Source organism: Mycobacterium shigaense, assembly GCF_002356315.1.
Taxonomy (GTDB): domain Bacteria; phylum Actinomycetota; class Actinomycetes; order Mycobacteriales; family Mycobacteriaceae; genus Mycobacterium; species Mycobacterium shigaense.
Window position 1 is genome coordinate 2,269,930 of record NZ_AP018164.1, and the last position, 23,056, is coordinate 2,292,985.

Here is a 23,056-nt window from a genome sequence, read left to right on the forward strand (position 1 = left end):
TCGAGGGCGCAATCTTGGTGATCATATCCGCGACTTCCGAATCGCGAATCACGGTATCGGAAGTCGTGTTCCCCGAAGCGAATCGGGGAGCCAAGATGGTGGCGGAACGAGCTACGCCCAGGTTCCGCGCCGTCGCTTAAGCAGCGCGACAACCTCCACGAGGTTCCAGATGAATGGGCGGCAGAGCCTAACGAAGAGGTTGTTGGAGTGACGGTAGGAATCTTCGAACGCTGTCCGAAAGTCGTGCTCGCTCGCTCGATACGCATCGAAGACACGATCCAGTGCGAACTCGTCCACCGGCTCGTCTGCAGCGGCCGCTTGCAGGGCGTCGTACGTTGTTGACACCCACTCTGCCCCGCAGATTTCGGGAACGGGGCCGGATTGGCGGTGGTGCCGCAGATCCTCTTCCAGGAACTCCCCGATCGCTTCATGGTCTGGGGTGCTCAGATCGACGGCCAACGTCTTGGCTATCCGCTCTATTTCCTGCTGCGGGTCTTTCAACAGGCTGCCGTACTCCACGAAAACGCGGGGCAGGTGCCGCGTATGTCTTTCCGCCAGCAGATTGTATTTCAGCCACAGCGCACTCGTTAACTCTGGCCGGGCTCCCATGAGGTTCGCAAGCGATGCGCTGACTTCTCCGGGATGGCGTACGGCCACGACTGCTGCGATGCCGAGTCCGGCGTCCCGGGCCGCTTCGAACCAGAGCTCGGACAGAGCGGTTATCTGCAGGTCCTTGATCACGATGAGCGGTTGTTTGGGCAGGCTAGCCAGGTATGCGCGGATGTCCGATATGCAGGCGGCCTTTTCGTCCGCGGAGAGCGCGTTCTCGCCTTGGAGGCGTAAGGACGGGTCGTACGTGCCGCTGCCGCGGCGTAGCAGAATCGAGTTGTTCAGTCGAAGAACTTTGCGCGGTTCCCAATAGCCTCGCGTGTTGCCAGAGCCGGCTCCGAGCATCCCAGTGGGGAGCGCCGCGCCAGACAGCGAGAGCACCCTGGTGAGAGCCGAGGTCCCAGACCGGGGCATGCCGAGAACGAATAAAGCGACGGAGCGGTCGATAGTCGGGGAGGGCCGACGGACCGAATTCACTACCTTAGCGCGGCGATCAGCTCCGCGCAGCTTCGTCCGATTCATGCGCCCCCCGTCGGACATCGCCAGTACGCACGGGGCTGTCGTCTTCCCAGGGGCTGGCTGGGGCTGAAGACGGTACAGCAAGAGGGCATTCGGTCATGTTAAAGGCAAATTTATGAACATGGTGTAAAAACCGGCTACGGCCGCCTACTCGTTATGGTCCCCAAGTCAATACACAGCTGTGACCTGCGTCGATGACCGAGAATGACAGCGGCACCAGCGTCGGCCGCCGGACCCGCCCCGGGCGAATCACCCGAGGTGGGTAGCAGACGCGACGTTCACGCGGCTTTAAGTGCGGGCCGCGCAAAACGTCGCGAAACGCATGACCGGCGAGTCCGAAAGTCTAGACTCATCGCGGGGTGGGTAATCCGAGGCAACTGTTAGGGGTTTGTTTTGAGTGTCACCGACCGTGAGGGAACCGTGACGGATCGTGATGCGCGATCTTTGTATCTCGATCTGATCCGGCGCGATCTCACCAGATATGGCATGGACCAACTGGTGCCTGTGGGGTGGTCACAAGAGCAGCGCCTTACCCTCGGATGGTTACTGGGGCGCCCCTTTTTCAAGGTCGGCAACCTGATGCTGGTGCGGAAGAAGGCCTTCGACAAGCGCAGGCGTGATCTGGGGCTCGACTGGCCCATCGACGCCGAGACGATGATCGGAATGCAGCGGCTGACCAGCCTGCAGCAGTGCGTGCAAACGGTGCTGGCCGAGGATGTCCCCGGCGATCTGGTCGAATGCGGGGTGTGGCGCGGCGGGGCCGCGATCCTCATGCGCGCGGTTTTGGCAGCCTACGGGGACACCACACGTTCTGTGTGGCTCGCCGATTCGTTCGAAGGCGTTCCGCCTCCGGATACGGAGAACTACAAAGCGGACAAACTGCCCTGGCACAACATGGGGTTGCACCGCTTCGCGCCGGTGCTGGCGGTGTCGCAAGAGCAGGTCAAGGCCAATTTCGAGCGTTATGGGTTGCTGGACGGCCAGGTGCGCTTTCTGCCCGGATGGTTCAAGGACACGCTGCACGATGCCCCGATCGAGCGGATCTCGGTGTTGCGCCTCGACGGTGACCTCTACGAATCGACGATTCAGGCGCTCGACGGGCTGTACCCGCGACTGTCCGACGGGGGCTTCTGCATCATCGACGACTACAACCTTCCGTACTGTCGCCAGGCCGTCGCGGACTACCGCGACAAGCACGGGATCACCTCGGAGATCGTCGACATCGACGGCAGCGGCGTTTTCTGGCGCAAATAAGGCCCGACCGATAGGGGCCGGTCGGGCAAGATGCGGTCCTGCCCCAACGGTGGCGCCTCGCGTTTTTCTCAGCAAGATGGTGCCCGAAACGGTTAATTTTGCACTGACGGTCGTGGACCAACCGCTGTAACCTCAGCTAACCGGTGGTTATGCGCCATGACCGTGCAGCAGGCGTAGGGAGAATGATGACGCTCGGTCAGGAGCTGGATCCGAAGCGCAACGCGCTCAATGCGTGGCGGTTGCTGTTGGCCACCGGGGTCATCGTGTGGCACTCCTTCCTGACTACCGGGCACCACATCCCGTTCGTGCCGGCGCGGCAACTCCTCAGCGAAGTCTTCGTCGACGGGTTCTTCGCGATCTCCGGATTCTTGATCACCTCCAGCTGGCTGCGAGACCCACGGCTTCGCGACTACTTCGTGGCCCGGGCCCTTCGCGTTCTTCCGGGGGTGTGGGTCTGCCTCGTCGTCGTCGCGTTCGTCGTGGCCCCAATCGGTGTGGCGCTGCTGGGCGGCTCGGGCAAGGACCTGGTGTCGTCGGGCGCGTCCTTGCAGTACGTCCTGGTCAACATGCCCGCCGTCGGCGGGCTGCAGTTCGATATCGCCGGAACTCCCCGCGGGGTCCCGTACCCGGGCTTTTGGGACAGTTCGCTGTGGACCCTCATCTGGGAGGTGTTCTGCTACATCGCCGTTGCTCTGCTCGGCGTTGCCGGGCTGCTGCGTCGGAGGTGGCCCGTGCCGGTGGTGTTCGCCCTCGCGCTGGGCTGCTCGGCGATCGCCACGTTGCCCACCGATGCGACCCCTCAACAGATGATCGCCTACGCGGCCGCGCGTTTCGCGCTCATGTTCTCGGCGGGGGCCCTCGTTCACCAGTTCCGTGACCTGATCCCCGCCCGCTGGTCGTTGGTCGCCGTGAGCGCGGTCGTCGTGCTGGCGTCCAGCTTCCTGCCGCATTACCGCCTGCTTGCCGCGGTTCCGCTGGCGTACCTGATCGTTGCCTCGGGTGCCCTGTTGCACCACCAGCGGTTGAGGCTGCGGACAGACCTGTCCTATGGCGTCTACATCTACGCATTTCCGATCCAGCAGTTGCTCGTCATCGCCGGGCTCGCCACTCTTAATCCGTTGGTATTCGCCATCATTGCTGCCGTAGCGGTAGTGCCGGTTGCCGCCTTGAGTTGGTTCCTCATAGAAAAGCCGGCGTTGTCCCTGAAATCCCGCTTCAAGCGCAGAACCCTTGCCGCGCAAACGGAGCCGAACGTCCCGGCTCCGGCGCCTGCGGCCGACTGAACCGAATCTAGCGCGCGTCCGTCAACGACGATTTGCGGCGGACGGCATCCTCGAGAAGGTCGGCAGCGGCGGCGACGCTGTCGGCGGGTTTGGTCATTTTGGCGGCGACCTCGCGGGCCCGAGTTGCGTACTCGGGGGCCAGGATTTGCCGTAGGTCGGCGACCAGCGATTCTTCGGTGGCGCTGGCCAGTCGGCGGGCGGCGCCCACCTTTAACTGTTTGATGCGGGCGCCCCACAACGGCTGGTCGCCCGTGGTCCACAGGATCAACGTCGGGACTCCCGCGCGCAGGCTTGCTGCGGTGGTGCCCGCTCCGCCGTGGTGGACCGCCGCGCGGCAGGCGGGAAAGACGTCGGCGTAGTTCACCGTGCCAACGACCTTGACATGATCCGGGATTCGGATATCGCTGAAGTCCGTGCCGCCGGCGCAGATCAGCGCCCGCTCGCCCAGCTGCGCGGTGGCTGCGCCGACCAGTTCGACAATCTCGGCGGCGGATTCCACGGCGATGCTGCCGTAGGCGAAGCATATCGGCGGCGTGCCCGCCGCAATCCACGAGGCGACCTCGTCATCGGTGTCCGTCTGCAACTCCAGTGTCAGCGTGCCGATGAATGGCCGCTGACCCCCGTATTTCGCCCACTCGGCTTCTAGACCCGGGAAGCAAAACCCTTCGTAGGCTTGGATTTCGAGTGATCGGCGTTCGGCGATCCGGCGCGGCGCGGGATGTTTCGCCTTCGGCAAGCCCAGCTCGCGCCGCTGCTCCTCCTCGGCCTTGGTCGTCATTCGCCAAAACACCCACTCGGCCACCGTCATCGAGGAGCGAACCAACGGGTTGGGCGCCATCCGGACGAGTTGACCGTTGGCCCGTATCGGGAAGTAATGCAGTGTGGCCAGCGGGATGTCGTAGTACTGCGCGACGTTCGATGCGGGCTCCTGAAAAATCTGGCCGGTGAACAGTAGATCGGCCCCGTCGGCCAGCGACTTGAGGGTCGCACTCATCTGCGCCCAGTACCGCGTGACGGGCGCCCACGCCTCGCGCAGCAATTCGATCGGGCCGCGGATCGTCCAGAAATTGCGCAGGAACCTCGCCCAGAGGTCGCGAACGAACTCCTCGTCCAGGTAGTCCTTGAATTCCGGCCCGTAAGGGACCGCCGTCAGCCCCACCGACTCGACGAACTCCACCAGCTCCGGAGGGACCGCCATGCGCACCTCGTGCCCGCGGCGTTGCAGCTCACGGCCGACCGCAGCGGACGGCTCGATATCGCCACGCGTTCCATAGCATGCCAGGGCAAATTTCATCGCGGACCGTAGCCTTTCCGGGTTGTTTGCGCGCAAGGCGACATTACGGGCCATTATCGCCGGTTGTCCGGTCGCGGAAACTGGGCTCGGCATGATTTCAACGGGGGTGGGGTGCTGGGTCTGCCCACGAAACCGCCCGCAGGCATTTGCTGTTTCCCGGTGATATACCCCTCTTTCAGCCCAAACTCCGCGAACTTATGCTTGCCCTTCGGGGACTTCACCTCAACCGGTTGAGGTGCTGGTACTGTCGTCGCAATCTGAACGGAGGCGCGGCCAGTGTGCGGTCCCCACTGTGCCCGTGCCGCCTCGGCCGGGTGGGGAGGATCAATGGTGTTGGCACCACAACGATGTAAGCGCAGTGACGGCGAGTTTGCTTGCTCGGTCGCGCAACGAGGCGTTTAGGCCCTATTTCGAATGGCGCTTATCGACCACGATGATGACATGCCGGCAGTGAAACCAGCCCCATCGCAACGGCTGTCTGACGGCGTCCGGCGCTGGCTGACCGCGCCGCGAAACTTTTCTCGGAGCCTGCAGCGCTATCTGCCCGGTGGTTTGACGCCGTGGCATTGGCGCGGCTTCCAGGTCATGCTCGAGCCTGGTTCGATGATCGCCCGCGTCGTGCGGGTGACCGGTGGTTTCGAGGACACCGAGATCGACATCGCGGCCGCGCTGTTCGGCGCGTTATACCCCGATCGCTGCATCGTCGACGTCGGGGCCAACATCGGCCTGCACAGCCTGGCCTGGTCCCGGCTGGCGCCTGTGGTAGCGGTGGAGCCGGCGCCGGAAACGTTTGCCCGGTTGGAGGCCAACGTGGCCGCCAACGGTCTGCAAGGTCGCGTGCGCACCCTGCGCGTGGCGGCCGGGGACAGCGTTGGCGACGTCAACTTCTTCGTGGCCGCGGACAGCGGCTTCAGCTCCTTGAAGAACACCCACCATGCGCCAATCCGCGAGCAGATCACGGTGCCCTGCACCACGCTGGACGCGCTCGCGGCCCAACTGCCCGGCCCGATTGGCCTGCTGAAGATCGACGTGGAGGGGCTCGAGCGCACCGTGATCGCCGGCGCCGCCGAACTCTTGCGGCGCGACCGTCCGGTACTGATGGTGGAGATCTTCGGGTGCTACGACTCGAACCCCGATCCGGAAGGAACGGTCGAGGACATCCGTGCCTACGGATATGAGCCGTTCGTCTACGCCTCCGGATCTCCAATGCTCAACGAAACTGCCCTGCAAGATTCCGGGCTGATCCGCTACGAAAAGCACCTCGACTACCGATACAACTACTTCTTCGTTCCGCGGCCCCTCGGCTGATACGTCTTCACTTCGCCCCTAACACGAACGCGGTCTGGTCACCGCGGCCCTGCCGGTTGAGCAGTTCGGTTCGTTTCTGCCAGCGCCAGACCCGTGTGGGCCCGAAGAAGCGGAGGATCTTCGGATCGTTGAGTGCGATGTCGTGCCGGTAGGCCTCGCTGCCGAGAAATTGGAACAATGTCGAGTCGTCAAATGTCTGTTCCACTTCGAGGCTGACGGTTTCGGCGGCCAACGCCATTCCCTTTCGCGAGGGGATGACGATGTGCCGCGGCGCATCGATCTGCAGCCAGTCCTGCTGGTAGACGGACCACACTTCCGACGAAGTCGTTGGCAGCCGGACCAGGCACCTGCCCCCGGACGCCAACTTCTCCCGGGCGGCACGCAAAGTCGCGACCGGATCCGGCATGTGTTCCAGCGAATGGTTGAACATGATGAGGTCGAACTCGCCGGTCACGTCGCTCAGGTAACGCTTCGCCAGCGGCACGCCGTGCGGGGTCGTGCCGTCGGCTTCGATGAAGGGATCCGCACCGGACAGGCTGGTGAATCCGATTGCGGCCAAACGGTCTAACAGCACGCCGCCACCGCAGCCCACGTCGATGATGCGCGCGTCCGGTTTGAGCTCCAGCTGCCGGAGCATCCTGACGATGTCTCCCATGACGACGCGGACGATGCCGTTGGGTAGTGCCCCCAGTAGGGTGCCGACCACGCGGCCGCCGGTCTCCAATTCAAAGCGGTCCTTCTGCGTGGTGAGCCATTGAATGACCTTCGGCGAAGCGTTGTACGAATAATAATTCGGGGGATAGTGGGCCGCGAGTTCCTCGCCCTCGAGAATGTTCACGATCTGCAACGTGTCGCATGCGGCGCAGAGGTAGTACTCGAAGGGTTCCCGTGTGCCGAACATCATCTCGCGAATCGCGATCTCCTGGTGGGGACCGGTGGATCCGCACAGTCGGCATTCCTTCTCGATCCCGCTCAATTTGTCCTCCCGGCGGAAAGCTCCGCGCCACTTGATGATTCGTTTTTGTGACCCATGTCAGACCGTGCGCGTCGAACGGGCGAGATCCTCGAGCAGATCGGCGGCGCGGGCAACGCTGTCCGCGGGTTTGGTCATTCGCTCGGCCAGGTCGCGGGCTCGTGTCGCGTACGCCGGCTGCAGGATCCGACGCAGGTCCTCGACCAGCGATTCTTTAGCGGTTGCCGAAAACCGGCGGACGGCGCCCACTTTCAACCTCTCGACCTGAGTACCCCAGATTGACTGGTCTTCGGTGCTCCACAGGACCAGCGTTGGGACGCCGGCGCGCAGGCTGGCCGCTGTCGTTCCCGCGCCTCCGTGGTGGACGACGGCGCGGCTGGCTCGAAAGACGTCGGCGTAGTTAACCGCCCCAACCACTTTGACGTGGTCGAAGCCGCTGACACCCGTGAAATCGGTGCCGCCGGCGCAGATCAATGCCCGCTCACCGAGTTCCGCACAGGCGGCGCTGATCATTTCGACGGTGTGAGCCGGCGACTCTATCGGCAAGCTCCCAAACCCAAACGAAATCGGCGGTGTCCCCGCTGCAATCCACCTCGTGACCTCTGTGTCGTCCGGCGTGCTCAACTCCATCGTCAGGGTGCCGACGAAGGGCCGCCGGTCGCCCTCTTTGGCCCACTGAGCTGTCAGGTCGGGAAAGCACACTGCGTCGTAGCCCTGGATTTCCACGGACCCACGCTCGGCCATCCGCCGCGGCGGGGGGACGGTCGCTCGTGGCAGGTCGAGCTCACGGCGCTGTGCATCGTCGGCCTTCTTGGTCAATCGCCAAGACACGTGCTCTATCGGGATCCGCACGAGCGGGTTGTTCGGCCGGATCGGGAAATGATGCAGCGTAACTAACGGAATGTCGTAGTACTCCGCGACGTTGGCCGCCGCATCGCGGTACAGCAGCCCGGTAAACAGCAGATCGACTCCGTTCGCCAACGACTTGAGCGTCGCACCCATGTTCGGCCAGTGCTGGTTGAGGGGTTCCACCGCTTGGCGCACCACTCGGAACGGGTCTCGCAGCCTCCAGAAGTTGCGGACGAAATCAGACTTGGTCGAGCCGCGCAGGAACTCGGCATTCCAAAATGACTCGACCGTGGGACCGTAGGCGACTGCCGAAAGGCCAGCAGACCGCACGAAGTCAACGAGCTCAGGCGGGACGGCCGTTCGCACGTCATGTCCGCGCCGCAGGAGTTCGCGGCCGACGGCGGCACACGGCTCGACGTCGCCGCGAGTTCCGTAGCACGCCAGAGCGAATATCATCGCCGACCGAAGCCTTTCCGATCCGTTATCAGGTGGGAAGAAGCCTTTAAGCGGACACTACTCTAGCTGTGGTGTGCTTCGGCCATGTCTAGGAACGTTTTTGGTGACAGGAGCATCGGCATCGATTAGTTCAGCTGGCGGCCCTGGCGGCTCTTTCATCCCACCTGCGTGTCCGTCCGCACGCCGACGACGCGCGGTGGATCAAAGACGTTGTCCGGCCTCGCCCCAAAGCGCAACAGGTCATGTCGCCCGTAGTCGTCGGCGATGCGTTCGGCAAGTTGCCGAACAGTCACCCCTTCGCCGGAGCAGATGTTCACTGCTCCCTGCTGGTCGCCCAGCGCGACATCGGCGATCATCTGAGCCGCATCTGCCACGTCAAGGAAATCACGCACTTGATCTCCGCGAGTAAGCAGCACTTCTTCTCCGGCCCCGAGTTGCCTGCGAATGTATGGCACCAGCCGACGTTCATCTTCACCTTCCCCGTACAGGTAAAAGATCCGACACCAGGCAAAGCTCACGTCCCCCGCGCCAAGGAAAGAGCGCAGTACTTGAAATGCTGACGCCTTGCAGGTGGCATAGAGGGTGTCGGGTGCCAGCGGGGTCTCGGTCGTGATCAGGCCTGCGGAGAAGTCGTACTCCGCGCAGGTCCCGAGGCCGACGAATCGTGCACCACCGACTGCCGCGAATGCCTCAGCCAAGTTGAGTGTGCCGCTGAGGCATCTAAGGTTGAGCGGCGACGTAAGGTATTGGCCCGGCTCCGCATACCAAGCCGCGTGCACCAGGGTTTCCGACCCTTGGAGCATTTCCTCCAATCGGCCGGCTTTCTCGGCAAATAAGTCGGGCGTATGCACCACCTCGAGTGCTCCGCATTCCGGGATGCCACGCAGATGCGACGGATCGCGAACGAGCACCCGTACTGAGTGGCCGCGTCTGAGAAGGCTGCGCACGATGTGCCTTCCGACGAAACCTGTTGCTCCGGTCAAGGTGACGGTCATACGAGTGTCACCTTCCGCGGGGTCGATAGTCGAGTGCGGGAACAATTAAGCCTGTTTCGATTTTCACCATCGCGTCCAATTCAGCTCCCTTCGAGAAATTCGGGCTATGCGCCATCGGCCATGGCGCTCACAGCAATTGCGCGCTCGGCCTCTGCGGCTTGGTGTGGGCGATGGTGGGCTTCACAGGAAGCCCAATCGGGGAACCGCCCTCACGCAACAAACACCTCTCTACAGAAGAACTTTGAATTAGGTTCGCACCTCATGGGCGAGGTTCATGGGTAAGGTAACCACATAGTCTGTCGGCTCCGGTCGAATCCTCAGCGGTTTCTTCCCGTCGAAAACAGAGGAGTGTACTTTATGGGGTTGAGTCTGCCTGACGGTCTTCCCGAGACCAAGTACGAAGCCTGGTGGCTAGAAAACTGCCAGGACTTCCTCACGGAAGCGTCGGGGTGGCGCCAGCGCGATATCGGAACCTGGCGCTGGTGGCGTGCGCTTGCCGCGACTGATGGCACTGCATGAGCGCGCCTGAATTTTCCGTGCTCCTGCCCACGCGCAACCGCGCGGAGTTGCTGGCTCAGGCGATCGCCACTGTGCGGGCGCAGGATGAGGAGAGTTGGGAGATCGTCGTTTCCGACAACGCATCAGTGGATGATGTGCGGGGTCTGGTAGACGGCCTTGACGACCCACGCATCCGCTATCTTCGCACTGATGAGCCTCTGCCGGTGACGGCCAACTGGAACCGCGCCGCCGATGCCGCGACCGGCCGTTGGGTTCTGATGCTAGGTGATGATGACGGGCTTCCCGCCGGCTACATGCGGACGATGCGCGAGGCCTGCACGGCGCTGGCCGACCCTGACCTGATCTATCACGGCGCGTACCACTTCATGGCGCCTGGCGTCCTACCCGGCAAGACGCAAGGGACGGTGTTTGATGTGACGCAGTGTTACTCCATGCTTCACGGCCGTGATGCGCCGGCGATTATTCCGCTGGAGGAGGCGCGGGCGGCGGCGCGGGCGGCGCTGGACATGCGTGCGCTCAGCGCGTTCAACATGCAGCACTTCCTGTTCCGGCGGGACTTCCTGGAGCGTTTGCGCGCCGATGGACCGGTGTTCAGGGGGCCTTTCCCAGATTTCTATACCGCCAACGTTGCCTGGCTGCGTGCGGCCCGCGTGGGCGTGGTGCCGCGCCCAATGACGGTGATCGGCGTCACACCCAAGTCCTATGGCTATTTCTACCACAACGACGCCGAGGCGGAGGGGACGGATATGCTGGGGAACCAGCATTTCCGCGATGGAGTGGCACCGGAACTCCGCAAGCGGCTGCTGCCGGGCAGCTACTTGAACACGCAGTGGCTGGTATCCGTCGCGTTGGTACGCGATGCGCTGCCGGACGACCCGTCTTTGCGCCTGGGTGTAGGCCGCTACCGGCGCCTGCAGATTGTTGACACGGTATTGCGTCACTACACCACCGGGCGGCCGGTGGGCACCGCGCTTGGTCAGATGTGGCCGCTGCTGAGTCGGGCTGAAAGGGCACTGGCGATGCTGTTGCGGCTGGCACTGCTGCCATGGCGCGTGTTACCGAAAGTCCTGCGCCCCGTGGTTGCCTACCTCGTTGCGCGCAGGTTCGGCCAATATGCCTGGCTGACCCGGCCACGCAGGGTGCCCCTGGCACCGTCCAACATGCTGGACGCCGTCGACGGCCTGCGCCGTCTGACCGAGGGTGCCGCGTGATGGACGGCGGCGGGCCTGACTGCCCCTACTGCTCCGCGGCCACTGCCCCCCTGCTGGCCGCGCCGGACGTGAACCGCCGCGTGACGCCCACCGTGTTCCACCTGCGCCAGTGCGATGGTTGTGGACTGATCTTCCTGGCCGACCCGCCAGCGGACCTTGGCCCGTATTACACGGCTGACTATCATTACGTGCCCAAGGACCGGGCCGAGCTGGACAAGCATCTGCGACCGCAGCGTTTCAAGATCGAACTGCTGCGCCGCTATTGCCAAACCGGGAAACTGCTGGAGATTGGACCTTCGATCGGCCAGTTCTGTGCTCTGGCGCAGGAAGCGGGCTTCGCGGTTCACGCGGTAGAGATGGACGCCGACTGCGCGCGTTTCCTGACGACGGAGCTGGGGGTTGTGACGACCTGTTCGGCCGATCCGGCCTCAGTGCTGCAGGACCAGCCGCAGACCTATGATGCGATCTGCCTTTGGCACGCTCTCGAGCATCTGCAGCGTCCCTGGGACGTGCTGGCAGCGGCCACTGCGCGGCTGAATCCGGGAGGCGTGATCGTCGTTGCGGCACCTAATCCATTGAGCATCCAGGCCCGCAGGATGGGCGACCGATGGCCACATCATGACTTGCCGCGCCACCTCTTCGGTTTGCCGATGGCGTGGATGAGCCGTTGGGCCGAGGCTAACGGACTGGACGTGGTGTTGGCCACGACCCGGGATGAAGGCAGCCTGGGCTGGAACCGCTTCTCGTGGGAGATGCGGGCAATCAGCCTTGTGCCGGGGGCAAAACCAGGTTCGGTGGTGTGGTGGCTGGGCAGGTGGTTCGGTCGACTGATGCTGCGCTTCGAGGGAGGGGAGGGCGAGGGCGCGTGCTACACCATGGTGCTGCAGCGGCCCATGTCACCCGCGGCCGCGAACTGATCGAACTCGACTGGCGTGTTCCCGCGGCGGATGTGTCCGGCAGTCTGGGTGGGATGAGTGAGTCATCTTCAGGCCAAACACACGACCTTCGTTCTTCGATAACCGACGCCAGCTGGGCTGGCACGAGCACATCCCGTGAACCGCCGCTGAATATCGTTGAGCGCTCGATCGCGGCCCAGTGCCCATCGCCGAGCTTGAGCGGGCATTCGCGGTGGTCGGCGGCTGGGTGAAGGGGCTGCGGATGGACAATGGCCAGAGGTCGTTTCTGGAGCTCTGCAATCGGTTTGAGCCGGGGAATTGAGACGGGTCCTACATTCCGCCCGGATGCGCTTTTGCAAGCCTTTCAGCGATAAGCGGCGTGATGCGGTCTATGCGCCCGGAACGCTATTTTATTTCGCGGTGCCAAATCCTATTGAAGAATTCCGGAACTATCGGGTCGGAGAAGTCGCGAGACAGCTTCCATTCGTTTCCATCGATGTAATCATCGGGCCCGATATCCGTTCCGTCCAGCGGATTCTTCCAACGCTTCCACTGCTTTAGATAAATATAATCAGCTGATTTTCTCTGAAAAAGATCGATATAAAGCGCGACCTGTTCGCGGCTCATCTCGGGCAAAGTGCTGATTGAGAGCATGACATTGAAATATCCGTCTGGAAATTTGGTGATCTGATTGGCAGTGAAAAAGGCAATGTCTGCTGAGGACAACTCAGCTTCGATCACCGAAAAATCGGCAAAAGGACGGAATGTAAAAATCTTTTTGTTCGGGAACAGCTGGGACAAATACCATTGAGACACATAGAGTGCAGGCGGTATGTCGAAAATGACATACCGCCCTTGCAGCGTCTCGGTGAAAACTTGGGCCAACCGCCCAGATCCAGCGCCTACTTCCGCTACCCTCCGCTGCGATGAAGGAGAATCCAGCAGATCAGCTATAACATTAGCTTCAATAATGGAATTGGCCAGATCCTGGCTTATCAGCCTCTCGCCCAATCGAATTTTGATCGGATTGCCTAAACTCGGTTCAGACAGGTGGACGTGCAGCTTCCTCTTGTCGATCCGGACCATCAGGTCCCAGAGATACGTCACGAACCGGCGGTAGTGGTTTTTTTGCTTTGTCGTCAGCGTGACAGGGGTTTCATGGGTGGTAAATGAGAGAGTGACATCATCCTCGATCGAGCTCCGCCAAGGATTGAGGGTGGGGCGCTTGAGCCAGTTGAGAAAAACGTGCCGGACCATCGGTGCTCCCTTGCCGACGACCCAGTTGAAGTAATTTTGCGAAACTGTTCTTTTGAAATTATCGAGTCCTCGGTCGTCCAGCATCGCCATGTTTTTCTGACCAATGTCAGTCCAGAATTTCGACGCCAGAAAGCGAGGATCTTTTTCGATTTCCTGAATCATCGAATTGCACGCTCGATGAAGCCCGGTTTCGGTCATCTCCACCTTAGCCTTTGCGCCAAATTCGATTTCAGCATTTGATTTAGTGACTCCTTATCATGTTGATAAATCTAAAAGGGTGAAAATTGTCCTTTGGGTGTCTCGGTTGTAGCGGATTCAGAACCTCATTTCGAACGTCTCAAAGTGTCGGATGAAACTGGCCAGCGCCAGGCGTCACAGGATGCTCAATTCGGGGACCGCGGTCACGAAACGTGTGCCGTTGTGGACAAGGTCAGCCAATTGAGTTCGCACCTCCTGGGCGATGTTCCAGGGCAAGATGATTACGTCGTCCGGTCGATTCTCGCGTAGTGCCTCAGGCGAATAGATGGGGATGTGACTGCCTGGCATGAATTTTCCTTGCTTGGACGCCGCCGCGTCGCACACATACGGTAGCAAGTCAGGCTTGACACCTGCGTAGTTCAACAACGTGTTGCCTTTGGCAGCGGCCCCGTAGGCCGCAATGCGACGGCCCGCTCGTTTTTGTTCGATCAGGAAGGCCAGCAGATCATCCTTCACGCGGTCGGCACGCTGCTGGAAGGCGGCGTAGGTTTCGGGCCGGGTCAGCCCGAACTCGTCCTCACGTGTCAGCAGCGAACCGACACGGCCGGTGGTAGAGATTGCTGACTGGGCATGGCAGCCATACACGCGGAGGCTACCGCCGTGGGTGGGCAACTCGTCAACATCCCACACACGCAATCCGGCTTCGGTAAAGATGCGGGCCACAGTCGTCAGCGAATGATACGAGAAGTGCTCGTGATAGATGGTGTCGAACTGCGTCCGCTCGATGAGTGGCAGCAGGTGCGGAAATTCCAGCGTGATGGTGCCCTCCGATTTCAACGCGGCGGCCAATCCGCGGGTGAAGTCGTTGATGTCGGGAACGTGGGCGTATACATTGTTGCCCGCGATGAGATCCGCCCGCTGTCCTTGGGACGCCAGCTGATTCCCCAGGGCTTCGCCGAAGAACTCCCGCATGACCGGGATCCCCAGCGCCTCGGCGGCCGCGGCCGTGCTCGCCGTCGGCTCGATGCCGAGGCACGGGATATCCGCTGCCACAAAGTTTTTCAGCAGGTAACCATCGTTGGAGGCTATTTCGATGACGAAGCTCTCGGGCCCGAGTTGGAGTCGCTCCGTGATGATGCCCGCATAGTCGGCTGCGTGAGCGAGCCAGCTGCTGGAGGTGCTCGAAAAGTAGGCGTAGTCGGCCTGAAACAGTTCTTCGGCGCGGGCGTAGTCCTCGGTTTGCACCAACCAGCACTGGTGACAAACCTTTACGCGCAGTGGGTAATGCACTTCCGGGTAACCCAGCTGCTTGGCGTTCAGGTAGGCGTTGGAGGGGGGCGCGAACCCCAGGTCGACAAAGTTGAGCTCCAGGAGCGTGTCGCAGTGCCGGCATTTCATAAAGCGACTCCAGTGAAATCGGCGTTCAGCAACGGGTGCGCTCGGTCACGCGATGATAGGTCCTGCGCCGGCAATGGCCAGGCGATGCCAAGCCTTGGGTCGTCGTGACGTACCCCGCCTTCGGAAAGCGGGTGATAGGACGCCGTGTGCAGGTACAGCAACTCGCTGTCGGGCTCCAAAACCTGGAAACCATGAGCGAAACCCTCTGGGATTACTAGCATTTGCGCGTCGTCTTGTGCCAGTTCCTGCGCGTGCCATTCCAAGAACGTGGACGATCCCGCGCGTAGGTCGACCGCGACATCCCAGACTCGTCCACGCAGACACCGGATCATTTTCATTTCCGCGTGCGGTGGGTATTGGAAATGCATGCCCCGCACGGCCCCGCTGCGGCTGGTTCTGGAGTGGTTGATTTGCAAAATCTGGCGATGGCCCAGCACGGACTGAAGTTCCTGTGCGCAGAATAGGCGGGTGAACGCGCCGCGAGCATCGCGGTGGGGCGCGGACTGCGCAATCTTCAGATCTTCCAGCGATGTGTCGAGGATCTTCATGCGGTCGCCCAACCCACACCTGAATTAACTGCGTCAGCGACGTAGGATGCTAGTTCGCCGGCGCTTGGTACTTCACCCAACTCTAGCAATCGGCGATACCAATCGGCCGTTTGGTGGATTGTCTTCTCAAGGTTCCAGACTGGACGCCAGCCGAGATGCATCCTTGCCTTGGAGCTGTCGAGTTGGAGCAAGCCTGCCTCGTGCGGTTGAGGAGTGGATGCCACTTGCCACCGAAGTTCTGGCCACGTGCGAGCGAGGTCTTGCAGCACCCGCTCAACGGTGCGGTTTCCTTCGCCATCGGGGCCGAAGTTCCACGCATCGGCACATGCTGTGTCGCCCGCCAAGAGCCGCTGGCCCAGCAGCAGGTACCCGCTCAGACAATCCAGCACGTGTTGCCACGGTCGTGTAGCGTGCGGCGAGCGAATGACGAGCGGCTCGCCGGTTACGACCGCACGCACTAGGTCGGGAATCAAACGGTCCTCCGACCAGTCACCACCGCCGATCACGTTCCCGCCTCGAGCAGTTGCGAGCAGTGGAGCCGATGGCTGTTGCAGAAACGCTTTTCGGTAATTCGCGGAGACCAACTCCGCGCCGGCCTTGGATGCGCTGTAGGCGTCGTGCCCCCCCAGGCGGTCTCTCTCTCGGTAGGCCCAAGGCCATTCCCGATTCTCGTAACATTTGTCTGTAGTGACGGCCACCACTGCCCGCAGTTCTGGTGTGTGACGGGCGGCCTCCAGCACGTGCACCGTGCCCATCACATTGGTAGCCCACGTGACCACGGGGTCGCGGTACGACCGGCGGACCAACGGCTGGGCGGCCAAGTGAAAAATAATCTCTGGCTTCTCCGCGGTGAAAACCGAACGGACCGCGGCTTCGTCGCGGATGTCTATGCGATGGTCTTTGATGGGTAGCTCTAATAGGTTCCAGTGGCTGGGCTCGGACGGAGGGTCCAGTGCTAGTCCGATCACTTCAGCGCCTAGCGAGTGCAGCCAGAGGCACAACCAACTGCCCTTGAAGCCCGTATGGCCTGTGACGAGGACTCGTCGCCCCCGATAAGCAGCTCCGAACGAGTTCAACGCCAGCATTTCCATGGCGCTCCGCTGCCCCATAGTTCTTCGAGCAGGTTCTTGTCCCGAAGCGTATCCATGGGCTGCCAGAAGCCGGAATGCTCGAACGCCATCATTTGGCCATCAAGGGCGAGGCGCGCCAAAGGTGGGCCCTCCCAGGTGGTCTGGTCGCCCTCAATGTAGTCGAGTACCGCGGGCGACAGGACGAAAAATCCACCGTTGATGAGGCCGCCATCGCCACGTGGTTTCTCGACAAAGCCTATGACCCGGTCGCCAGCGCACTCGATGGCTCCATAGCGGCCAGGCGGCAGCACTGCCGTGACCGTGGCGTGACGCCCGTGCCTACGATGGAATTCGATGCTCGCGCCGATGTTGACGTCGCTGAGCCCATCCCCGTAGGTGAAACAGAAGGCCTCATCGTCCTGAATGTAGGACGACACGCGCTTGAGACGGCCGCCCGTCATAGTGTCATCGCCAGTATCAACTAGGGTCACTCTCCAGGGTTCCGCGTGGCGCTCGTGCACTTCCATCCTGTTAGCGGACATATCAAAAGTGACGTCCGACATGTGCAGAAAATAGTTTGCGAAATATTCCTTAATGACGTAACCCTTATAGCCGCAGCAAACGACGAAATCATTAATGCCGTGGTGGGAGTAGAGCTTCATGATGTGCCACAGGATCGGCCGCCCGCCAATCTCTACCATCGGCTTGGGGCGGACGACGGTTTCTTCTCGCAGGCGCGTACCTGCGCCACCGGCCAGTATTACGGCTTTCATTTGGCTCGCTTACTTTTGGGGTACAACCAGCTCGACCACTTGCGTGGCTGATCCGATAATGCGATAGAGTACCTTGAATTACCTTCTACGATGACTGTCATATAACCAAAAATATCGACTGGAACCTTGTTTGAGTACCTCTCAATGAGATGACTAAGCAAAAGAAAAGATCCAAGTCTTTCAGATAGAAACCCGACCGCCCTTATCTGATATATATCATACTTCTCTAAGCGACGGCTGTACCGTTGCAGGAACTGCCTGCTAACGAGCTCAATAGCTGATGTTGCATCCAGTAGCCATGATTTCGGATAAATTCCGAGTTGGGCGCCTCCCGGAATAAAATGCCGCGCAGATAGGAACTTTGAAGCAGAACCTTTGTCCAGCACTCCTAACTCAACGGCCAGGGATGCGTAGTCCAGGATATCTTTTCGATGATGAGCTGTCGCATACTGACCAACTAGTGAGTTCTCAAAATAAAGAGGGTGCGCAACCAAAAATTCGACGCCGGATCTGGGGGTTAATACTGAGAGCTCGGTCTCTTTTTCAAAGCTCTCAAGAGTCAGCTCGCGCACCGCCGGATAGCCAAACGATTGGGAATCGACCCCAACCGGGACAGGGAGGAGCCTCTTTCTATGCGATGAAATCTCAATAAGATCGGCGGAATTGGCGAATCTCTCAACCGCAATTGGCAAGACGTAAGTGCCTGCAGCTCCGTGGGCAAGAGGTCTGGCGTCGTGCCAAAACCGGTCAAGCTGTCTGATATGGAGTTCGGAGCCAGACTGGAAATCTCCCAGTGCGATGCAACCGTCATACCAACTCTCAGGCAGTAAAGGCTTTACATGACTAATACAGAACCTATGAATCATGCGGTTGAGTCAGGCCGCGGACGATGAGATAAGCCGACGATCGAATCGTGCGTCACGCGAAAAATCCTAGCCCATTTCCGGGTGTGGTGGGCAGGAGTGGCGGCTGTGTACTTGGTCGCGGCTCGACAACACCGGCATGTCGCTTGACGTGCGGAAATGATTGCGGAAATGATCAAGTGCCGTTATGGGCCCCGCGCAGCATACATCGGTGCGACACTCGGCGGTGAGCCTAGGCCTCGGCTCAGGAAGCTCCTACATGCCGGCCGCATACCGGAGTGCAGCAATGTGGCCAGCACATGAAGCGCGCCCCCGGCGACGCTTGATGCGCGGTCCGCGAGGGGCAATTCTTGCTGGTCAGCGCCGAGCGCCGGTTTGCATTCGCGTTAAGTCTCGGCAAGTACGGCGCACGATGACAATGGAATCGTGGATTTCGATACCTCCTAAAATCGGCGTGATTGACGGAACGGAAACTTCCCGGATTCGGTCTGGGTGACCAACTTGGAAGTTTGTCTCGCTGGTGGCGACTTGGTAATGGCCGTGCATAGCGTCGGCCAATGCTCGAACGAGATCCATGAATGATACGCGGCTGTCGCGGTACCGCTTCCAATAGTCGCGGTAAACGTCTTCGGCAATGTAGATGCCTTCGTCTTTCAGGGCGGTCGCGAACAGGCAGCGGAAGGAACTCACCATGCGGGAACTTCCATGGCTTCCATTGTCGAGAATAACGTCAAATGGGCCGAATTCCGCCGCAACTTGGGCGAGAAAGGAACCATTCTTTCCTTCGCAAAAGTGGACACAAATACCTCCAGAATCTCTGATTTTTAGAAGCCTTGAGTCTGTGTCGACGTTAATGATCTGCGAGTCAGGGTGAAGGAACTCATGCCAGGTCTGTAGTGAGGCATCATAGAAACTACTAATAAGCAACATCCGCAGGGGCCTACTCCTGTCGACAATGGCCTCGTAAATTTTTGAATAGTGCGCAAGCTTGTAGCCCTGCGGGGGAGGGCCCGATAGTTCCACCGTCTCACGTCGAAGTTCGGTGTCTGCGGCCGTCCACGTGGTCGTTGAAGCGAGATCCGGCCCTAGAGCCTGTAGCATTTTGCTTCGTCCGCGATATCGATACTTCGGGGTAATTCGAGGAAACTTCAGAACGATCTTCACGATTACTAGTTCCTCATCGGTGGTGGTGGAACGCAGATCATGTGGCCTACTGCAGCGCAGATGCAGATCGTAGCTGGGGGTCGCGGCTGGGAGATCGGCCTTGCACCGTAGCTGTAGCCGCCGTGGTCACTTAAGCGCATGTGCCATCCCATCGCGAAACTGCCGCGCGCGGGCGAATTCACGAACGGGCGCCAGCAGCAAGATCTTTAGACGGGACCGACGCTGTGGTCCAGATACGGCGGCTCCGACGAGCAGCGTCAGCCACGCGACCAACCACCACATGCGTGCGACGGATCGAATTACGATGGTCGATGACGGATCCACGATCATCCAGGTGAGAATGCGTAGCTGATCGAGCCAGTGTCGCCTGCTTTGGATGATCCGTGATGTCTCCGTATCTCCGGTGTGATGGCGCACTGAAAGTTCTTGTGGCACAAAGCAAACTTCGCACCGAAGCATCAACCGCAACCAAAAGTCCAGATCGACGGCCTGATGGATGTCATCGCGGAGACCGCCCACGTCGAGCGCTAGCTGGCGCCGAAACATCACCGAGGTGGGCTCACCAATGAAGTTGGCGCTGGCCCCCAACAAACCCACGACCTGCGCGACGAGAAAGGATCCGCGGTTGTACTCTTCGAGTTTCCAGAAATAGATGTGAAGCTTCTCCGGAGTCTGCTTGCGGAAGCCTGGCGGGACATTGTCATTCAGCACCCGGCGGGGCGCGAAGGCCAGCCCCACAGCCGGGTCATCGAAACATCTGGCGAGACTATCTAAGGCGCCCGCGAGTAACCAGTCATCGCCGTGCACAAACTGAATACAGGTGCCGCGTGCGAGTTCTATGCACTTGTTGTGGTTTTCGTTGAGGCCGAGGCGAGAGTCATTGCGCACCAGTCGATCACCCGGCCGAAGCATCTTCTGGGCGATCGAGGGACCCTCGTCTGTTGACTTGTCATCGACGATCAGAATCTCGAATTCGGCGCCATCCTGGCCCAGGATGCTGCGCAGACAACGCTCGATGGTCGCACTGTTGTTGTACATCGGCACGCACACCGATATACGTGGTGGAACTGACGCATCCTCGATCCCAGGGGGGCTCACCGCGCTGTGATCCATATGTAGACGCGGCCAGACCTTACGCGCTGGACTCGGCGGCTGCGCGGTAGCCGCGTACGGCGATCGGCATGAACACGGCGAGCAGCACTATCGCCCACAGCAGGGTCATGGTCAGGGGCCATACGATCGGGCCATCGTGGGCCAACGCCCACATCGCCTGAATGGGTGGTGACATTGGTTGTATGCGTACGAATGGCCGCAGCCAATCCGGGAACATTCCGATCGGCGTGGTGCCGGGGTTAATGAAGGCCAGAGATACCGTCGCGGTCGCGAGCCAGGTCATGACAATACGACCGTTGTTCCGAATCGCCAGCGACATTGCGACCGCCGTAAACCCGACAGCCAGGACCGACGGGACCAGTATATAGACCAGCGCCGCGAGCCAGCCGTGCGCAAAACGCAGGCCCAGCAACATCCCGATGGCGGTGATCAGAAGCGTTCCGAGCAGTGCCCGTGCGGCCTCAGCGGTCAGCCGCCCCGTAAGGGCGCTTGCCCGGTGCACTGGCAGCACCCAAAACCGGGTTAGCAGCCGTGTCTCGCGTTCGACTGCGATACCGACGGCGCTGCCTAATGAGCCGAACAACGCGGAGAGCACCGAGCACACCGGGACTAGGCCGTACACGCTCGCAACGCCAGTGACCCTGTGTACCTGCTGGTCCAGCACGACCTCGTAGGCAAGCAGTAGGCAGATGGGGAACACCAGCGACCCCATCAGCACCGCACGATCGCGCCGCCACCGGGTGAGGAGTCGGCCGGCCTGCACCCAGCTCTGGGCCAGCAGCGAGCCTTGTACATCGTGCGGTGCCATCTACTAGACCCGCCTCTGCAAACGCAGCGTAATGGCGCCGAACACCAAAATCATGCCTGCGCACCACGCCAGGCTAGCCACGAGGTTGCCGGCAGTCAGGTGTCCGCAGGCCAGGCCACGCAGCGTTTCGGCTACCTGCGACACCGGCTGGTTACGCACGTATGGGCGCAGCCACGCGGGGAAGGTCTTCTCGGGGGCGATTCCGGTCGACAGCATGAACAGCAGCAATTGAGGGACCACCAGCAGCTGGCTGGCGCCCTGGACGCTGTTCGTGCTTGATCCGAGTGCGTCAGCTCCTAGCGCCACGGCCAGGCACAACAACAATGCGACGAGGACGAAGGCCAACACATCGGCGGCGCCGCCGGTCATCCGAAATCCGATGACATAGCCGGCGACCATCGCCACGCTTAGGGCAACCAAACCCCGGAGCAGGGTAGCGACCATGCGGGCGCTTACCGGCACAGCTGATGAGATCGGCAGCGTTCCTAGTCGCGCGCCCAAACCAGTCAGATGGTCGCGAGCGGACCGGTCCGCTGTGATCAGGGCGACGAAGATCACCGACTGGACGACGACGGCGGGCACCAAATACTGGGCGTACGTCATACGGCCCGTATCAACTAGCCCGTGCAGTGCCACGGTGAAACCTGCCAAATAAGCGACAGGCAGCAGTAATTCCATCATCAGCGCACCGTCGCGCGCAGCGGACTTCAGCGCACGTTCAGTGAGCGCGGCCAGCGCGCTCATGATCGCGCGACAGCCTGACGGTCAGTGAGGTGTAGGAACGCCTCGTCGAGCGAGGGCTTGCGGAGGGAGATATCGACGAGTTCGACGCCGAGTGCATCGACCCGGCGAAAAACCTCACCCAGCGTCGCTACACCGTCGGGAGCAAAGACAGAGACCGAACCCGTATCGCCGTCGACGTCGATACCGTCGAGTCCCGCCAGGGCCGCCGCCACTTTCGGTAAGTCGGCCAGATCCGCTGGGGTCACTTGGCAATAGCTACTGCCCACCCTGCGCTTCAGCTCCTCGGCGGTGCCGCTGGCTATCACCTGGCCGTGGTCGATAACGACGATCGAGTCGCTCAACACATCGGCCTCTTCCAAGTACTGTGTGGTCAGCAGCACTGTGATGCCCTGCGAGGCCAGTGAGCCCACCAAGGTCCACACGTCACGGCGGCTGCGTGGATCTAACCCAACCGTCGGCTCGTCGAGGAAGAGCACTTTTGGGAGCACCATCAACGCACTGGCGAGATCGACGCGCCTCCACATGCCTCCGGAGTAGGTAGCCACTCGCCGGTCAGCGGCCTCCGTCAGGTCGAACTGTGCGATCAGCTCGTCAGCGCGAGTCCTTGCCTGCTGGCGACGCAGACCGCGCAACCTGCCAAAGAGCACCAGGTTTTCGCGTCCGGTGAGCAGCGGGTCCATCGCTGTAAATTGCCCGGCCATCCCAATGCTCGCACGTACTTGGCCGGGCTGACGAACGATGTCATAGCCGGCGATGATGCCTTGCCCGGATGTGGGACGGATCAGCGTGGACAGAATGTTGATGGTCGTTGTCTTGCCGGCACCGTTATGGCCAAGGAGACCGCATACCGTCCCGGCAGGTACAGAGAAGGTCACACCGCGAAGAGCTGGGGTCGAACCCCCAAATGTCTTCGTAAGATCGACAACCTCGATCGCTAGTGAACTCACCATAGGG

At 61.0% G+C, this 23,056-nt stretch carries 20 protein-coding genes and 1 pseudogene; 5 read left to right on the forward strand and 16 right to left on the reverse strand.

Annotated elements, in window-relative coordinates; translation table 11 throughout:
• Nucleotides 1-111 precede the first annotated feature (111 nt).
• Nucleotides 112-1,023, reverse strand: a complete 912-nt coding sequence (locus tag MSG_RS10775) for a sulfotransferase family protein (protein WP_096439480.1) — start codon at nucleotides 1,021-1,023, stop codon at nucleotides 112-114.
• A 525-nt stretch (nucleotides 1,024-1,548) separates the two neighbouring features.
• On the opposite strand from MSG_RS10775, the gene MSG_RS10780 reads away from it, so the two are divergent.
• On the forward strand, nucleotides 1,549-2,382 hold the full coding sequence (locus tag MSG_RS10780) for a TylF/MycF/NovP-related O-methyltransferase (protein ID WP_096444338.1): 834 nt from the start codon (nucleotides 1,549-1,551) through the stop codon (nucleotides 2,380-2,382).
• Nucleotides 2,383-2,567: 185 nt separating this feature from the next.
• A complete protein-coding gene (locus MSG_RS10785; protein ID WP_096444340.1) occupies nucleotides 2,568-3,665 on the forward strand; it encodes an acyltransferase family protein in 1,098 nt (365 codons plus the stop codon).
• Nucleotides 3,666-3,672: 7 nt separating this feature from the next.
• On the opposite strand, the gene MSG_RS10790 is transcribed toward MSG_RS10785, so the two are convergent.
• The gene (locus MSG_RS10790) at nucleotides 3,673-4,959 is read right to left on the reverse strand and encodes a glycosyltransferase (protein ID WP_096439481.1); all 1,287 of its coding nucleotides are present in this window, start codon (nucleotides 4,957-4,959) and stop codon (nucleotides 3,673-3,675) included.
• Nucleotides 4,960-5,466: 507 nt separating this feature from the next.
• Between MSG_RS10790 and MSG_RS10795 the strand changes: the two are divergent.
• Nucleotides 5,467-6,267, forward strand: a pseudogene (locus MSG_RS10795) (FkbM family methyltransferase); the annotation flags it as partial.
• Between the two features lie 7 nt (nucleotides 6,268-6,274).
• On the opposite strand, the gene MSG_RS10800 reads toward MSG_RS10795, so the two are convergent.
• From MSG_RS10800 to MSG_RS10810, 3 genes are all read right to left on the reverse strand, one after another.
• Nucleotides 6,275-7,243 carry a class I SAM-dependent methyltransferase gene (locus MSG_RS10800; RefSeq protein ID WP_373421209.1) on the reverse strand — a complete coding sequence of 323 codons (969 nt, stop codon included), beginning with the start codon at nucleotides 7,241-7,243 and terminating at the stop codon, nucleotides 6,275-6,277.
• A 57-nt stretch (nucleotides 7,244-7,300) separates the two neighbouring features.
• The gene (locus MSG_RS10805; RefSeq protein ID WP_096439483.1) at nucleotides 7,301-8,545 is read right to left on the reverse strand and encodes a glycosyltransferase; all 1,245 of its coding nucleotides are present in this window, start codon (nucleotides 8,543-8,545) and stop codon (nucleotides 7,301-7,303) included.
• A gap of 155 nt (nucleotides 8,546-8,700) precedes the next feature.
• Nucleotides 8,701-9,540, reverse strand: coding sequence for an NAD-dependent epimerase/dehydratase family protein (locus MSG_RS10810; RefSeq protein ID WP_096439484.1), 840 nt, complete (start codon nucleotides 9,538-9,540; stop codon nucleotides 8,701-8,703).
• Between the two features lie 515 nt (nucleotides 9,541-10,055).
• Between MSG_RS10810 and MSG_RS10815 the strand changes: the two genes are divergently transcribed.
• A complete protein-coding gene (locus MSG_RS10815) occupies nucleotides 10,056-11,270 on the forward strand; it encodes a glycosyltransferase family 2 protein (RefSeq protein ID WP_096439485.1) in 1,215 nt (404 codons plus the stop codon).
• Between the two features lie 80 nt (nucleotides 11,271-11,350).
• Nucleotides 11,351-12,187, forward strand: coding sequence for a class I SAM-dependent methyltransferase (locus tag MSG_RS10820; protein ID WP_170063149.1), 837 nt, complete (start codon nucleotides 11,351-11,353; stop codon nucleotides 12,185-12,187).
• 384 nt (nucleotides 12,188-12,571) lie between these two features.
• Here the strand turns inward: MSG_RS10820 and MSG_RS10825 are convergent, their stop codons facing one another.
• The 11 genes from MSG_RS10825 to MSG_RS10865 all read right to left on the reverse strand — a co-directional run bounded on the left by MSG_RS10825 (nucleotide 12,572) and on the right by MSG_RS10865 (nucleotide 23,049).
• Nucleotides 12,572-13,621 carry a putative sugar O-methyltransferase gene (locus MSG_RS10825; RefSeq protein WP_142404532.1) on the reverse strand — a complete coding sequence of 350 codons (1,050 nt, stop codon included), beginning with the start codon at nucleotides 13,619-13,621 and terminating at the stop codon, nucleotides 12,572-12,574.
• A 174-nt stretch (nucleotides 13,622-13,795) separates the two neighbouring features.
• A complete protein-coding gene (locus MSG_RS10830; protein WP_096439488.1) occupies nucleotides 13,796-15,019 on the reverse strand; it encodes a class I SAM-dependent methyltransferase in 1,224 nt (407 codons plus the stop codon).
• Nucleotides 15,016-15,567, reverse strand: coding sequence for a dTDP-4-dehydrorhamnose 3,5-epimerase family protein (locus tag MSG_RS10835; RefSeq protein ID WP_096444346.1), 552 nt, complete (start codon nucleotides 15,565-15,567; stop codon nucleotides 15,016-15,018). Before MSG_RS10835 ends, MSG_RS10830 begins: the two co-directional genes overlap by 4 nt.
• Nucleotides 15,564-16,658 carry a CDP-glucose 4,6-dehydratase gene (gene rfbG / locus MSG_RS10840; protein ID WP_096444344.1) on the reverse strand — a complete coding sequence of 365 codons (1,095 nt, stop codon included), beginning with the start codon at nucleotides 16,656-16,658 and terminating at the stop codon, nucleotides 15,564-15,566. The genes MSG_RS10835 and rfbG overlap by 4 nt, the downstream gene beginning before the upstream one ends.
• Nucleotides 16,640-17,410 carry a glucose-1-phosphate cytidylyltransferase gene (rfbF, locus tag MSG_RS10845; RefSeq protein WP_096439490.1) on the reverse strand — a complete coding sequence of 257 codons (771 nt, stop codon included), beginning with the start codon at nucleotides 17,408-17,410 and terminating at the stop codon, nucleotides 16,640-16,642. The genes rfbG and rfbF overlap by 19 nt, the downstream gene beginning before the upstream one ends.
• Complete coding sequence (locus MSG_RS24845; protein ID WP_142404533.1) at nucleotides 17,407-18,276, reverse strand: hypothetical protein; 870 nt, start codon at nucleotides 18,274-18,276, stop codon at nucleotides 17,407-17,409. The genes rfbF and MSG_RS24845 overlap by 4 nt, the downstream gene beginning before the upstream one ends.
• 354 nt (nucleotides 18,277-18,630) lie before the next feature.
• Nucleotides 18,631-19,437: a class I SAM-dependent methyltransferase gene (locus tag MSG_RS24850; protein ID WP_142404534.1), complete on the reverse strand. Its 807-nt coding sequence runs from the start codon at nucleotides 19,435-19,437 to the stop codon at nucleotides 18,631-18,633.
• Between the two features lie 126 nt (nucleotides 19,438-19,563).
• Nucleotides 19,564-20,550, reverse strand: a complete 987-nt coding sequence (locus tag MSG_RS10850; protein ID WP_096439492.1) for a glycosyltransferase — start codon at nucleotides 20,548-20,550, stop codon at nucleotides 19,564-19,566.
• Between the two features lie 19 nt (nucleotides 20,551-20,569).
• Complete coding sequence (locus MSG_RS10855) at nucleotides 20,570-21,358, reverse strand: ABC transporter permease (protein WP_096439493.1); 789 nt, start codon at nucleotides 21,356-21,358, stop codon at nucleotides 20,570-20,572.
• Between the two features lie 3 nt (nucleotides 21,359-21,361).
• Nucleotides 21,362-22,102 (reverse strand): ABC transporter permease, encoded by a 741-nt coding sequence (locus tag MSG_RS10860; protein ID WP_096439495.1) that lies wholly within the window; start codon nucleotides 22,100-22,102, stop codon nucleotides 21,362-21,364.
• Complete coding sequence (locus MSG_RS10865) at nucleotides 22,099-23,049, reverse strand: ATP-binding cassette domain-containing protein (protein ID WP_096444348.1); 951 nt, start codon at nucleotides 23,047-23,049, stop codon at nucleotides 22,099-22,101. The genes MSG_RS10860 and MSG_RS10865 overlap by 4 nt, the downstream gene beginning before the upstream one ends.
• Nucleotides 23,050-23,056: the final 7 nt, after the last annotated feature.